We start from the raw sequence: 14160 nt of genomic DNA on the forward strand, positions 1-14160 counted from the left end.
ATGTCTTCTCTTCTCACTCTTCAGGATATTTCCTACGTCACGGCTGATGGCCGTACTCTCTTTTCAGCCATCAATTTCAGCATAACCGAAGGTCGCATCGGCCTTGTCGGGCGTAATGGTATTGGCAAATCCACGCTTTTGAAAATCATGAGCGGTGATTTGTTAGCATCCAGCGGAACGGTCTCGCACACGGGCCGGATTGGTATGCTTGCGCAGAATATCGGCAGCGATGTGCAACAGACGCTGGCCGATCTGTTTGATGTGCGGGATGCTTTTGAAATGCTTGCGCGCATCGAGGCAGGTGAGGGCGGTGACGCTGATTTCGAGCAGGCTGACTGGTTGTTGCCGCAGCGTTTTGATGAAGCTTTGCTGTCGTTCGGGTTTTCGCTTTCGCCGCAAGCCCCGCTCTCCGAGTTGAGCGGCGGGCAGCAGACGCGAGCAGCGCTTGCAGCACTACTGTTTCAGAAGCCCGATCTCATTTTGCTGGATGAGCCCACCAATAATCTTGATCACGATGGCCGTCAGGCTGTCGGCGACATGCTTGCGAAATGGCAGGGGGCTGCAGTTGTCGTCAGCCACGACCGCGAATTGTTGCGGAGAATGGACGCGATAGCCGAGCTTTCGCAAGGGGCGCTGACGCTTTATGGCGGCAACTGGGATTTCTATCATGAGCGCAAAGAACGCGAGCGGGAAGGGGCCGCGCGCGAGCTGGAGCTTGCACAGCGTGATGTGAAGCAGGTTCGGCTCAAGGCACAGGAAGCCGCCGAGCGGCAGGCAAAGAGGGATGCGCGCGGAAAAAAATCGCGTGCTGATGCTGGCATGAGCAAATTGATGCTGGATGCGCGTGAGGACCGCGCGCAAAAGACCGGCGGTCGCGGCGATATGCTGGCTGAGCGCAATGCAGAGCGCGCCCAGAACCAGTTGCGTGAAGCAGAAGCAAAAGTCGAGCGCGTAAAATCTATGCGCTTTAACATTGATGCATCGCTGTCGCCTTCCGGGCGTGTGGTGCTGGAAATGCTTAATGTTTCGGGCGGGCCAGTGCCAGAACATCCAGTCATTCGCGACTTCTCGCTGAAAATTGTCGGTCCTGAACGCATCGTCATTCGCGGCGCAAATGGTGCGGGCAAAACATCACTGTTGCGGTTGATTTCTGGCGATTTGCAGCCGGTTTCGGGCGAGGTCAGACGCTTCGTGCCGATTGCTATGTTTGATCAGCAGATGAGCCTGATGGATCGCGAGGCGACGCTCTACGAGAATTTCCGTAAGCTGAACAAAGGTGCCAGCGATAATGATGCGCATGCGGCACTGGCGCGTTTTTCATTTCGTGGTGATCGTGCGTCGCGTGTTGCCGGAGACTTAAGTGGTGGCGAGTTGCTTCGTGCAGCCCTTGCCTGTGTGCTGGGTGGAACGATTAGGCCCGAATTGCTTATTCTAGACGAGCCGACCAATCATCTCGACCTTGATTCAATTCAGGCGCTGGAAACGGCGCTCAATGAGTATGAAGGTGGATTATCGCTGGTAAGCCATGATCAGGCGTTTCTCGATGCCATCGGTATCGATCGGGTCATTGAATTATAATTCTAGTCTTTATCGCCAAATTGTGGCGCGACTTTTTCAATGTCGGCAATCAGTTGCAGCAGGTTTTTGCTGATATGCGCGTGAAGCGACGCTGCAGCTTCCGGATATTCTTCCAGAATGCGGCGGAACACCGAACGGCTGATACGAATAACTTCGGTTTCTTCCTCAGCCAGCGCACCCGTCAGGCGCGTGGTCTGCGCAATCAGCGCCATTTCACCCAGCATCGCGCCGGGGCCAACGGGGCGGATCGTAATCCGCCCTTCATCCGCTTCGTGAAACAGGGTGATTTTGCCTGATACGACGATATAGCCACAATCCGCGCTCTGACCTTCGCGGAACAGTTCACGACCAGCACGCAGCACAAGGCGTTCTGCGCCGAAGGCAAGCAGACGCAACTGTTCGGGTGAGAATGACTCGAACAGGCCTACTGAGCCAAGAATGCGAATATCGTCATCGAGCGCCATGACTTGTCATTACACCCGTAACAGGCGCTGTCCATCATGGGACAAGTTTGTATCCCCCGCTTTCTGTAACCAGAAGCGATGCGTTGGACGGATCCTTCTCGATTTTCTGGCGCAGACGGTAGACATGGGTTTCCAGCGTGTGGGTCGTGACGCCCGAATTATAGCCCCAGACTTCCTCAAGCAACACATCGCGGCTGATGACCTTGTCGCCAGCACGATAAAGATACTTGATGATTGCGGCCTCCTTTTCTGTCAGACGGATCTTGCTGCCTTTTTCGTCAAGAAGCAGCTTCTGGCCCGGCTTGAACGTGTATGGACCGACGATGAATGTCGCGTCTTCGCTCTGCTCGTGCTGGCGAAGCTGCGCGCGGATACGGGCAAGCAGAACCGCAAACTTGAACGGCTTGGTGACATAATCATTCGCACCTGACTCAAGACCGAGAATCGTGTCCGATTCGGTGTCGTGTCCGGTCAGCATGATGATTGGCGCTTTGAAGCCCCCCTTACGCAGAAGTTTTACAGCTTCGCGTCCATCCATATCCGGCAGGCCGACATCCATGATCAGCAGATCGATGAGACCATTGCGGGCCGTCTGGATGCCCTTTGTGGCATTGTCTTCCTGAAGAATCTGAAATTCTTCGCAAAGCTCAAGCTGTTCGACGAGGATAGAACGGAGATCTTCGTCATCGTCCACAACCAGTATTGTACGACCTGTCATGCCTGTCCTCGTTACTCTTTGATTCAAATAGTGCTTCGTGTTTTATGACACTTAATGGCGATAAGTTGAAGCCGTGAAAAAACAGAGCAGATTTTCTGGCTATCACCTAATCTTTATCAGCAGACAGAAAACGGAGGCGGGATTGACCAGAAATCAAAAAAACCGTGGCATTGGCATTATCGATGTAAGGGCAAAACCCGGTCATAAGACGCGTGGTCTGCTTGCTGCTGGCAATCTGGTGCTCCAATGTGCGCTTGGCAAGGGGGGAATCAGTGCTTTCAAGCGCGAAGGAGACGGTGCAACGCCGCTTTCGTCGATGCGGTTGCTGTATGGCTATCGTCGCGGCGATGCCGGAGCCTGGCCACTATCGCCTTTGTCGCTGCGCCGTGTGCGTAAGCTTGATGGCTGGTGCGATGCCCCGAAAGACGCGAATTATAATCGGCCTGTTCATCTGCCTTTTAAGGCAAGTCACGAGAAGATGTGGCGTAATGACGATGTTTATGATGTCTGTATCGTGATGGACTGGAATATCAGCCCACGCAAACGAGGCTGTGGCAGCGCGATTTTCTTTCATCTGGCACGACCGGGTTATACGCCGACCGAGGGCTGTATAGCATTGAAGCGCGCCGATATGGCGCGCCTCTTGCCGTATTTGAGCAATCGAACGGTTATTCGCGTATTGCGTTAACTAATGCACGCTAGCCGGGATAATTTTCACTTCATTGCCTTCGACATCGAAGAGTTTGCCGTTCTGAACGTAATCGCCATCATGGAGTTCTGCGATCTGATGGTGGCGAATGATGCGCTCTGCACCTTCGGCAAAGACAGACATCTGGTCTGAATTGCCCGTCTTGAACTCATTGAACATCAGATTGAGTGCAATTGCCATGACCGCAGCCGAGCTGATGCCTGAATGGAAGATCGTCTCAAACCATGTTGGGAAATGGTGATAAAAGTCGGGTGTTGCTATCGGAATCATGCCGAAGCCGATGGAAGTGGCGACAATGATCAGGTTGATATTGTTCTGATAATTGACCTTTGACAGCGTCCGGATGCCGCTCGCTGCAACCGTTCCGAACAAGACAATTCCAGCACCACCAAGCACCGATGGCGGCACACAGGCAATTACACGACCCATCACCGGCAAAAGTCCAAGCGTGATGAGAATGAGGCCGCCCGTCGCAACCACGTAGCGGCTTTTCACGCCCGTCACGGCTACAAGTCCGACATTCTGTGCAAAGGCGCTTTGCGTGAATGAGCCGACGACGGGTGCGAGAATACTAGACGCCATATCTGCGCGCAATCCATCGCCCAGACGGCGGGAATCGACTTTGGTTCCCAGAATTTCTCCGACGGCCAAAATATCGGCGGAGGTTTCGACCAGTGTCACGACAATCACGATAAACATCGACAGCGTGGCAGCGATGCTGAAAATCGGCCATCCAAAATGGAAGATGTCGGGCAAAGCCATAACCGGGCCTTCTGCGACCCGCGAGAAGTCCGTCATGCCGAGCGACCATGCAATCCCTGTTCCGATCACCATGGCGAGCAGGATGGACAGACGAGAAATCGTGGCATTGCCGACTTTGCTCAAGAGCAGCACGATTATCAATGTCAGTCCGGCCAACCCGATATTGGCCATGCTGCCATAATCTTGCGCTTTGCTGTTGCCACCCATGGCCCAGCGCGCAGCAACTGGCATCAAGGTGAGGCCAATGGTTGTGATTACAATGCCAGTCACAAGCGGCGGGAAAAAGCGGGTGACACGCGAAAAGATTGGCGTGATGAGAAAGCCTATCAGCGATGCCGCCATGACAGCACCAAGCACGACCTGAATTCCGGCCTCTCCTGTTTCGGCTGATGTAACAATCGCAACCATCGTGGCGACACCAGCGAAGGAAACGCCCTGTACCAATGGCAGCTGACAGCCGAAAAAGGGGATGCCGATTGTTTGCAGGAGTGTTGCAATGCCGCCTGCAAAAAGCGAGGCGGTCACCAGCATGCCGATTTCGCTCGCACTTAGTCCCGCTGCCTGACCGATGATCAGTGGAACGGCGACGATGCCGCCATACATGGTCAACACATGCTGAAATCCATAAGCCAGATTGGCTGTAACGGATAGTTTTTCGTCTTCGGGACGTGGGGTTGCCACCATCCCGCTTGGGCGTGTATTCACGGTTATCCCTCCCGATGTCTCTCCTCAAAGACAGGGGACGAGTATATCTCTCATGCGCAAACTGACTGCATGGCTTTTGATTGAAGTTGTTTTCGATGCGAATGGGCTAATAAATCTCACGCATTGCATCGCTCAGTGCGGCAAAAATAGTGGGTTCTGTCGATTGTGCCACGTTGAAACGCAGATAGCGTGTCGCATTGCGTGAAGGGCTGAAAACATCGCCCGGGGCGAGCAGAACATTTCTTTCAAGCGCGTAGCTCGAGATCGCGCCAGAATCCATCCCCTCCGGCAGACGCGCCCATAGAAACATGCCGCCCTGTGGTTCGGTCCAGAGTTCCAGTCCGGCAGCTTTCAATCGCTTTGCAGCCATTGTCATGGCATCGGCAAGCTTTGCGCGCATCTGGTCGATATGGCGTCTGTAAGTGCCATCAGTCAGAAGAATATGCACGATCTGCGCCGAGAGCGTATTGCCTGCAAAGGTACTGGCGAGTTTCAAATCTGTCAGGCCGTCGATCCAGTCGCGACGACCGGCAATATAGCCAACGCGCGCTGCAGCGGAGAGTGTTTTGGAGAAGCTGCCAATATGCAGCACCCGGTCAAACCCATCAAGTTCGGCAAGAAGTGGCGCGGGCGAAGGATGAAAATCGCCAAAGATATTGTCTTCGACGAGTTTGATGTCATGGATTTCTGCGAGTTTCAGCAGGCGGTGTGCCGTGGCGGGGGACATGATGCCGCCGGTTGGATTATGCAGGCCCGCATTGGAAATATAGAGCTTTGGCGCATGTTCTGCCGCAGCATTCGCAAAGGCTTCGAGATCGGGGCCGGATAGCGTGTAAGGAATGCCGACGAGTTTGACGCGGTGCGAAAGAAGCGCTGCCTGAAAATTGAAATAGCAGGGATCATCGACCAGCACTGTGTCGCCGGGTTGCAGCAGAAAGCGGCAGATGAGATCGATGGCATGGGTGCCGGAATCGGTCAGCAGAATATCGCCGCCTGACAGGTCTATGCCCTGTTCAGATAATTTGCGCGCCAGATGATTGCGCAACGGGCGAAAGCCCAGCGGTTCGCCATAGGTGGTGAGATTGCTGCTTTCATCGCGTGCAATGGCGCGCATTGCCCGGCGAATGCCTTCAAGTGGCAGCCATTCATCGGGCAACCACCCACAGCCGGGCTTATAGGTCTGATCATCCGCTTCAAGTGACTGGCGCATGACCCAAAACGGATCAATCTGTCTGTCCTTTTGCGGGATGGCGGCTGCCAGCGTGAATGGCTGGCGGCCCCGCTCAGAAACATAAAAGCCTGCACCACGACGCGACTGGATTATGCCTTCCGCTACCAGGCGGTCATAAGCTTCAACGACCGTTGATTTCGATACATTCATCGTCTCTGCCAGGCGGCGGATTGATGGCAGGCGCGCACCGGGAGCAAGGCTCATAGCTGCGATACGGTCGCGAATGATCGTCATGACCTTCTCTACGAGCGGCATCTTATCATGTGCTGTTTTATCGTCGCTCGGGCTGCCAAGATAGGCCGCTTCAACGGCTTCAAGACTGCGTAAAAGGCCTGTTGAAATCATCTGTATTATCCTTTGTATCAGTACAGTTTAGCAAAACTGTCCGCAAACTGTCTCTAATCAATTTGGTCTTTCCGGTGCAATTATCAGTAATCACCTATATAAACTGACGAAGGTCGAAAAGACGCAATGAGCAAGACGGCGGGTTGGATTAACGGATTTCTGGGAGTTCTGATTTTCAGTGGGTCGCTTCCCGCCACACGTTTGGCGGTGATCGATATCGACCCGACTTTCCTGACGATGGCACGCGCATCCATTGCCGGATTGATAGGCCTTACCCTGCTGCTTGGCTTCCGTGCGCCGTTGCCGCGTGGTAGTGACGTTATTTCGCTGATTGTTGTAGCGCTTGGCGTTGTGGTGGGTTTCCCACTGCTGACGGGTATCGCGCTGCAACATATGACCTCCGCCCACGCGATTGTCTTTATCGGCCTGCTGCCGCTTGCAACCGCTTTGTTTGCCGTGCTGCGCGGTGGAGAAAGACCCCGCCCTTTGTTCTGGCTGTTTTCAGTCGTGGGTAGCGTGATTGTTGCGTCCTATGCTTATGGACAGGGCACTCAGTCAACATTGCTTGGCGATATGCTGATGCTCGGCGCAATCATCGCCTGTGGACTTGGTTATGCAGAAGGGGCAAGCCTTTCGCGCAGGCTTGGTGGCTGGCAGGTGATTTGCTGGGCGCTGGTGTTCTCGCTTCCTGTCATGCTGCCGCTCAGTATTCTGACGCGTCCTGAAACATGGGAGCATATCGGTGCCATGGCGTGGGGCGGGCTTGCTTATGTCACGCTGTTTTCGATGTTGATCGGCTTTTTCTTCTGGTATCGCGGACTTGCCCAGGGTGGCGCTGCAACCGTTGGCCAGTTACAATTGTTACAGCCATTTTTCGGCCTGATGCTGGCTGCATCTATTGCTGGTGAACCGGTGAGCATAGGGATGGTGATGACTGCGGGCGTCGTGGTTCTGTGCGTCGCAGGAGCTAAACGGTTTGCCTAGCTAAATCTCCAAACTGTTGTGCGTTTGACTTCTGCATCCTCAAGCGCACGCGTAACTGGCACAGAGTAAACGGCAAGCTGTTCAAGCCGGTGTTTGGGCAGATAGGAGCGGCCCGGATCGCCAACGATGATGCGGGCACCGCGTGCGGCAAGCTTTGAAAACCACGGGATCAGACGATCTGCGAGCGGCTTTTCATAGAACACGTCGCCCGCAAGCACGACCTCCCAACCATGATCCTGATCGATCAGATCGGTAAGTGTCGGGGTGATGGCGACATCGTTTGCGCCTGCGTTGATTTCGATTGCCGGGAGCGTGAAAGGATCGATGTCAGATGCGATGACGCTTTTTGCACCCGCCTTCATAGCTGCGATGGCGACGAGACCCGAGCCGGAGGCAAAATCCAGCACGGCTTTGTCTTTAACGGTGTCGGGATGATCGAGAATATAGCGCGCGACTCCCTGACCGCCTGCCCAGGCAAAGGCCCAGAAGGGTGGGGGCAGGCCGATGGTTGCCAGTTCTTCCTCGGTTTTATGCCAGAGATCGTGGGCTTCATCGGCCAGATAGAGGTTTATTTCCGGCACATGCGGCGGCGCTTGCAGGCCCGTATTGGCCAGTATGAAATCACGCGTGCCTTTGTGCGCCGGATCAAGCATCAGATATTTTTCGCGTCCAGTCCGCCCATGCGGCAGACTTCGATCCACTCGTCTTCCGTCACCGGCTGTACTGAGAGACGCATCGAGGTGACCAGCGCCATTTTTTCGAGCTTCGGATTGGCTTTGACATCTTTGAGTGTGACGGGTTTCGGCATGTCGCGTACAGCCTTGATGTCCACGCAATCCCAGCGCGGATCGTCCGTAGTGCTGTCAGGATGCGAAAGGGCGCAGACCTCGACGATGCCCACGACTTCCAGACCTTCGTTGGAATGATAGAAAAAGCCTTTGTCTCCAAGTTTCATGGCCCGCATGTTATTGCGTGCGAGATAATTGCGTACGCCGTCCCATTGTTCGCCTTGTTCGCCACGGGCTTTCTGCATTTCCCAGGACCATTTGAAGGGTTCGGACTTGAACAGCCAGTAAGCCATGATCAATCCTTATGCGTTGGCGGGATTGTTGATGGCCCAGTTCCATGGGCGCACGGTCACATCAGCAAAAAGGCCGGCCAGCGCGTAAGGGTCATTCGCGCCGATCTTTTCGGCTTCTGCCTTGTCGGCTGCTTCAACCACAACGAGGCTGCCATTTGGTTTGCCGTCTTCACCGAGGAAAGGGCCTGCAAATTTCAACACGTCGCCAAGACCCTTAAGGTATTCGAGATGGGCCGGGCGTGTATCGAGGCGCACTTGCAGATGGTTGGGCTTGTCGTTGCAAAGAAGAGCAAAAAGCATATTATTCTAACCTTTTCGTTCATGCATGATCTGGTCCGAAAACCGATTCCCACTTTTCGGGATCATGCTTAATCCTCAGTCTTGAGCGGTCTGTTAAGAAGCGCGGTCACGGCTTCATCTATCGTAATATGTCCGGCAAGAAGCGCTGCAACCGCTGTGATGATGGGCGCAGGCACGTCATGTTGTTTGCAAAGTTCAGCTGCGATGGGGGCTGTTGCCACGCCTTCAGCCAGCGGGCGATTGGTGAGATCTTCGTTGCGTCCGATCGCAAGTCCGTATGAATAGTTGCGCGATTGTGATGACGAGCAGGTCAGCATCAGATCACCAAGACCCGACAGCCCCATGATCGTTTCAGGCTTTGCACCCATGGCTTGTGCTACACGGCGCAGTTCGGCAAAGCCGCGCGTAACAAGTGCTGCCTGAGCACTCGCGCCATATCCGCGTCCAATGGCGGCCCCTGCTGCAAGAGCCAGCACGTTTTTCAGCGCGCCTCCAATTTCCACGCCCTTGATGTCGGTTGTTGAATAGCAGCGGAATGCGGGGCCAGAAAGCATTGCGGCAAGCTGATCAGCAATGGCCGCATCCTCGCAGGCAATCGTCACCGCTGTTGGCAGGCCTCGTGCCACGTCGGTGGCAAAGCTCGGCCCAGAAAGTGCGCTGATAGTATGGTTAGGCAAAACTTCCGCCACCACTTCCGACATAAGCCTTCCGGTTTCGCGCTCAATGCCCTTGGCACAGAGAATAACGGGTGCTGATTGTGGAATAAGGCTGCTCAATTCCAGAAGACCTTTGCGCATCGCCTGCGCGGGAACAACAACGAGAACTGCATCGGCATTTTCAAGTACAGCTTTGGCATCCGTACTTGCGCGAATGCCTTCGGGCAGTTCGATCTCGCCAAGATAAGCAGGGTTGCGGCGCTGGTCGTTCACATGAGCCACAGTTTCAGCATCGCGGGCATAAAGCCATGTGTCGTGCTGGCCGATGGCGCTCATGGCCGCCAGAGCCGTTCCCCATGCACCGCCGCCAAGAACGGCAATTTTTGCGCGTTTGCTCATGCCTTTGCTCCGCGACGTCCGGTGCCGAACACGGGTGCTGATTTTTCATCAAGCGGCCAGCGTGAGCGGGGAGCAAGATTGAGCGAATCAGGACCTTTTGTTGCAGCCCGCTCGGCACCTACCCAGGCGATCATGGCCGCATTGTCGGTGCAAAGATTGAGCGGTGGTGCGATGAAGCTGAAACCATGCTTTGCGCAAAGCTTTTCCAGCGATGCGCGCAAGGTCTTATTGGCGGCAACACCGCCAGCAACAATGAGTGACGGCGTGTCGCAATCCGGAAACTCTTCCTTAAAACGCTCAAGCGACCGCTTCACACGATCCGACAGAGTGTCTGCAACCGCATCCTGAAACGAAGCGCAAATATCAGAAACATCCTGATCGGAAAGGGGGGCAAGCTCTGTCGCAGTCTGCCGTACAGCGGTCTTGAGACCCGAAAAGGAGAAGTCGAGTCGGGCTTCGCCCTTGAGTGGCCGTGGCAGCGGAAAACGCTTCGGGTCGCCCTTTAATGCCATGCGTTCAACGGCTGGACCGCCCGGATAGGGCAGGCCGAGCAGCTTGGCAGTCTTGTCGAAAGCTTCGCCCAGCGCGTCGTCGATTGTCGTGCCAAGACGTTCATAATCACCAAGGCCGCGCACAAGCACCATCTGCGTGTGGCCGCCGGATACCAGTAGCAGCAGATAAGGAAACGGTAGATCATCCGTCAGTCGTGCGGTAAGCGCATGGCCTTCCAGATGATTGACCGCATAAAACGGCTTGTTTGCAGCCATCGCCATGGCTTTGGCGGTCATCAGGCCAACAATCAGCCCGCCGATGAGGCCGGGACCAGCGGTCGCAGCAATCGCATCCACGTCATCAAGTTTGAGATTGGCATCTTTCAGCGCGCGTTCCACCAGCCGGTCGAGCGCTTCCACATGAGCGCGGGCGGCGATTTCGGGCACCACACCACCATAAGGTTCGTGTTCGGCTATCTGGCTGAGTACGACATTGGACAAAATATGACCTTTGCCGCTATCGTCGCGTTCAACGATGGCGGCGGCTGTTTCGTCGCAACTTGTCTCTATTCCAAGAATGCGCATTTACGGTTAGACCCTGCCTGTCTTGTAATCTGACGTAAAATATTTGAGAAACCCGGTATCATGGACGGCGCGATATGCAAACAGCATCCTTGAAGATTGGCACAAGAGGCAGCAAGCTTGCGCTCGCACAGGCCTATGAAACGCGTGACCGTCTGATAGCTGCGCATGGTCTGAGCGAAGACGCTATCGAAATCGTGCCTATGTCCACTGCCGGTGATCGTATTCAGGATCGCCCGCTGTCGCAGGTTGGCGGCAAGGGGCTGTTTACCGAAGAGATTGAAGCAGCGCTGAAGGATGGCCGTATCGATCTGGCTGTACATTCCACCAAGGATATGCCGACTGTTCTGCCGGAAGGTCTTCATCTTTCTACATTTCTTGAGCGCGAAGATCCGCGCGACGCTTTTGTTGGCCGCACCTCGAAGCGTTTTCTCGATCTGCCGCAGGGTGCCGTCGTCGGCTCTTCATCGCTGCGCCGTCAGGCAATGATCAAGCGCCTTCGTCCTGACCTTCAGGTGGTAATGTTCCGTGGCAATGTCCAGACACGTCTGCGTAAACTTGAAGAAGGCGAAGTGGATGGCACATTCCTCGCCTGTGCCGGTTTGAAGCGCCTTGACCTGGCTGACGTGATCACCGATCTGCTTGATCCTACGATATTTCTACCAGCTCCAGGACAGGGTGCAATCGGCATTGAAAGCCGTATTGGCGATGAAAAAATCGATGCGCTGCTCAAGCCATTGGCTCATCGTGAAACGCATATAGCTCTTGCCTGTGAACGGGCATTTCTGGCGACGCTTGATGGCTCGTGCCGCACACCGATTGCCGGGCTCGCACTTGTTACTGGTGACAAGGTTTCGTTCCGTGGGATGATCCTGACGCCGGATGGGCGCGAGGCACATGAAGTAACGGCAGAAGGCGCAGCTTCTGACGCAGCCGAACTCGGCTCTGATGCAGCCAAGCGCGTACGGGCAGAAGCTGGCGCGGATTTCTTTGAGGGCTGGGAGTAGCATTGGCGAAAGAGCGAAATGCACCAATCGGTGGCCCTGTTCTGATCACACGGCCGCAACCGTCAGCTTCAATGACGGCGGAAAAGCTTGTAGCTCTCGGCTTTTCGCCCGTTTCCCTACCTGTAAGCCGCACTTTTACGCTTCCATTTCATATCGGCGATCAATCGTTTGACGCTTTGGCTGTCACCAGCGCTAATGCATTTCGGCATGTGCCCAGTGAAATTCTTCAATCGTTGAAGGCATTGCCGCTTTTTGCTGTTGGTGAAGGCACAGCCAGGGCTGCACAAGAAGCAGGTTTTCAGACTGTGATCGAAGGTGGCGGTGATGCGACGCGCCTGGCTGCAACAATTGCTGAACATCTGCCGAAAAATGCGAGGCTTCTTTATCTTGCCGGTCGCGTGCGCCAGTCGATATTTGAGGACAAAGTGTCAGAGGCTGGGCTCAATATGGAAGTCCGTGACGTCTACGATGTCGAGTCGATTAACTATTCAGTCAATGAAATCAAAGCTACTTTCGACCAAGGGCCTTTTGTCGCGGTACTGCTCTATTCAGCAATTGCAGCACAGGCTTTTGTTGAAACGATGCAAAAACTTCACATACATTTTGACGCTGAAACCCGGTTTTTCTGCATTTCCGAGCGGGTTTGTCGTGAGTTGCCAGAGCAATGGCGAGTAAGGGCGCTTGTCGCACATCATCCGGATGAGAGTGGTATTTTTCGTTTGTTTTCCAAACTTTGACTCTTTTTGTAGCAACTTTCCTTCATCTGATGATTTTATCTGGTAAGCTTTGAACCATCTGTTATGCGAATACGAGAGGACCCATGGCGAAATCCGGCACTCCGCGACATTCCAAACCGGCCCGCACGCCCGTGACGATCAATCTCGATCCGTCTGATGTAAAACGCGTAGATGAACGTGCTGCGTCTCAATCAACACCGAAGGCCGAACCCGTCGGGGATTTCGCTCAGAAAGCCGCTACAAAACCGGAAGCTCCAAAAGCTGAGCCTAAAGCGGAGAAGCCACCCTTTGCTGCCGGTGTTAAGCCCGAAGCAACCAAGGAAATGCCTCGTTCCACTGCATCTGTGCCGCCGGTGATTGAAAAGAAATCCGGTTCGACCGGCGCTTATTTTCTGACGGGTGTTGCAGGCGGGGTTATCGCTTTGGGCGGTCTTCTTGCTTTGCAATGGGGCAATGTGGTGCCGTCACCGGGATCGCGCGTGACCGCAGAACAGCTTGCACATATTGAACAGCAGATTGCGGATTTACGAAGTAATCCTGTGCCTGCGCCGCTTGACGAGGCGAGCAAGGCGCAGTTTGTCGATTTGCAGAAGAGTGTCGAAGCCGCTGAAATCAAGGCGGAGGCCGTTGCCGGAACTTTGACAGACATTCAGCAACAGATTGCGGCGTTGCCAAAGGCAGGCGAGGGCGATGCTGCTCCCGCGGATGTGTCTGCTTTGACCGAGCGTTTAGTATCGCTTGAGCAGCAATTGAGTGATGCAAAGAATCAGGCCGATCAGGCCGCAGCCGGAGTTTCCGGTAATAGCGGTACAATTTCGAGCCTTGAACAGAAGCTGGTTTCGCTTCAGGACAAGGTGAGCGAAAGCGCACGCCAGCCTGATGCATCCGCACTGATCGCTGCCAATGCGTTGAAGACAGCGATTGATCGCGGTGGTTCATTCAAGGCTGAACTCGACACCTATGCATCGGTTGCACCACAGGACACGTCAATTGAAGGGCTGAAGACCTTTGCCGACAAGGGCGTACCGACCATTGCCGATCTCAATGCATGGTTCGGGCCTGTCGCCAACAAGATCGTTGCCACTGAAAACAAGCTCCCAGCAGACGCAGGTGTCTGGGATCAGCTCGTCGCAAGCGCCAAGGGGCTTGTCAGCGTGCGTCCTGTTGCAGGCAATGTCAGCGGAACAGGTGTAGGCCCGACTACGGCACGCATGGAAGCAGCTCTGCATGCTGGCGACCTTGAGCGGGCGGTTTCCGAATGGGAACAGTTACCAACCGATGCGAAGACTGTTTCGGAAGAATTTGCAGGGCAGATGAAGGCGCGACGCGATGCCGATGCGCTCATCCAGCGTCTTGTGACCGAAAGCCTCAAGCCAAAGACCGCAACAGACGCCACGGCGCCAAACTAAGG

General features: G+C 54.8%; 15 protein-coding genes. 6 read left to right on the forward strand and 9 right to left on the reverse strand.

Annotation, left to right across the window (positions count from 1 at the left end; all coding sequences use genetic code 11):
* Positions 1-1578 carry an ABC-F family ATP-binding cassette domain-containing protein gene (locus H5024_RS02300; protein ID WP_187543839.1) on the forward strand — a complete coding sequence of 526 codons (1578 nt, stop codon included), beginning with the start codon at positions 1-3 and terminating at the stop codon, positions 1576-1578.
* 2 nt (positions 1579-1580) lie between these two features.
* On the opposite strand, the gene H5024_RS02305 is transcribed toward H5024_RS02300, so the two are convergent.
* Together H5024_RS02305 and H5024_RS02310 are read right to left on the reverse strand one after the other, a co-directional pair.
* A complete protein-coding gene (locus tag H5024_RS02305; protein WP_187543840.1) occupies positions 1581-2042 on the reverse strand; it encodes a cyclic nucleotide-binding domain-containing protein in 462 nt (153 codons plus the stop codon).
* A gap of 34 nt (positions 2043-2076) precedes the next feature.
* The gene (locus tag H5024_RS02310) at positions 2077-2760 is read right to left on the reverse strand and encodes a response regulator transcription factor (RefSeq protein ID WP_187543841.1); all 684 of its coding nucleotides are present in this window, start codon (positions 2758-2760) and stop codon (positions 2077-2079) included.
* Positions 2761-2902: 142 nt separating this feature from the next.
* Between H5024_RS02310 and H5024_RS02315 the strand changes: the two genes are divergently transcribed.
* Positions 2903-3448, forward strand: a complete 546-nt coding sequence (locus H5024_RS02315) for a L,D-transpeptidase (protein ID WP_187543842.1) — start codon at positions 2903-2905, stop codon at positions 3446-3448.
* Here H5024_RS02315 and H5024_RS02320 read toward each other — a convergent pair whose 3' ends face one another.
* Together H5024_RS02320 and H5024_RS02325 are read right to left on the reverse strand one after the other, a co-directional pair.
* The gene (locus H5024_RS02320) at positions 3449-4915 is read right to left on the reverse strand and encodes a nucleobase:cation symporter-2 family protein (protein WP_187546540.1); all 1467 of its coding nucleotides are present in this window, start codon (positions 4913-4915) and stop codon (positions 3449-3451) included.
* A 127-nt stretch (positions 4916-5042) separates the two neighbouring features.
* Positions 5043-6512, reverse strand: coding sequence for a PLP-dependent aminotransferase family protein (locus H5024_RS02325; RefSeq protein WP_187543843.1), 1470 nt, complete (start codon positions 6510-6512; stop codon positions 5043-5045).
* 126 nt (positions 6513-6638) lie between these two features.
* Between H5024_RS02325 and H5024_RS02330 the strand changes: the two genes are divergently transcribed.
* On the forward strand, positions 6639-7496 hold the full coding sequence (locus H5024_RS02330; RefSeq protein WP_187543844.1) for a DMT family transporter: 858 nt from the start codon (positions 6639-6641) through the stop codon (positions 7494-7496).
* Here the strand turns inward: H5024_RS02330 and H5024_RS02335 are convergent.
* From H5024_RS02335 to tsaD, 5 genes are all read right to left on the reverse strand, one after another.
* Positions 7493-8149, reverse strand: coding sequence for a methyltransferase (locus H5024_RS02335; protein WP_187546542.1), 657 nt, complete (start codon positions 8147-8149; stop codon positions 7493-7495). The two genes, H5024_RS02330 and H5024_RS02335, sit on opposite strands and share 4 nt — an antisense overlap.
* The gene (locus tag H5024_RS02340; RefSeq protein WP_187543845.1) at positions 8149-8577 is read right to left on the reverse strand and encodes an EVE domain-containing protein; all 429 of its coding nucleotides are present in this window, start codon (positions 8575-8577) and stop codon (positions 8149-8151) included. The genes H5024_RS02335 and H5024_RS02340 overlap by 1 nt, the downstream gene beginning before the upstream one ends.
* A gap of 9 nt (positions 8578-8586) precedes the next feature.
* Entirely contained in the window at positions 8587-8877 is a 291-nt protein-coding gene (locus H5024_RS02345) for a YciI-like protein (protein WP_187543846.1), read from the reverse strand.
* 68 nt (positions 8878-8945) lie between these two features.
* A complete protein-coding gene (locus tag H5024_RS02350; RefSeq protein WP_187543847.1) occupies positions 8946-9932 on the reverse strand; it encodes an NAD(P)H-dependent glycerol-3-phosphate dehydrogenase in 987 nt (328 codons plus the stop codon).
* On the reverse strand, positions 9929-11008 hold the full coding sequence (gene tsaD / locus H5024_RS02355; protein WP_187543848.1) for a tRNA (adenosine(37)-N6)-threonylcarbamoyltransferase complex transferase subunit TsaD: 1080 nt from the start codon (positions 11006-11008) through the stop codon (positions 9929-9931). The genes H5024_RS02350 and tsaD overlap by 4 nt, the downstream gene beginning before the upstream one ends.
* A 74-nt stretch (positions 11009-11082) precedes the next feature.
* Between tsaD and hemC the strand changes: the two genes are divergently transcribed.
* The 3 genes from hemC to H5024_RS02370 all read left to right on the forward strand — a co-directional run bounded on the left by hemC (position 11083) and on the right by H5024_RS02370 (position 14158).
* Entirely contained in the window at positions 11083-12012 is a 930-nt protein-coding gene (gene hemC / locus H5024_RS02360) for a hydroxymethylbilane synthase (protein WP_187543849.1), read from the forward strand.
* Positions 12013-12014: 2 nt separating this feature from the next.
* Positions 12015-12749 (forward strand): uroporphyrinogen-III synthase, encoded by a 735-nt coding sequence (locus H5024_RS02365; RefSeq protein ID WP_187543850.1) that lies wholly within the window; start codon positions 12015-12017, stop codon positions 12747-12749.
* Positions 12750-12832: 83 nt separating this feature from the next.
* Positions 12833-14158 (forward strand): mitofilin family membrane protein, encoded by a 1326-nt coding sequence (locus H5024_RS02370; protein ID WP_187543851.1) that lies wholly within the window; start codon positions 12833-12835, stop codon positions 14156-14158.
* Positions 14159-14160 lie beyond the last annotated feature (2 nt).

Origin of the sequence: Ochrobactrum sp. Marseille-Q0166 (assembly GCF_014397025.1) — a bacterium.
Lineage (GTDB): Bacteria > Pseudomonadota > Alphaproteobacteria > Rhizobiales > Rhizobiaceae > Brucella.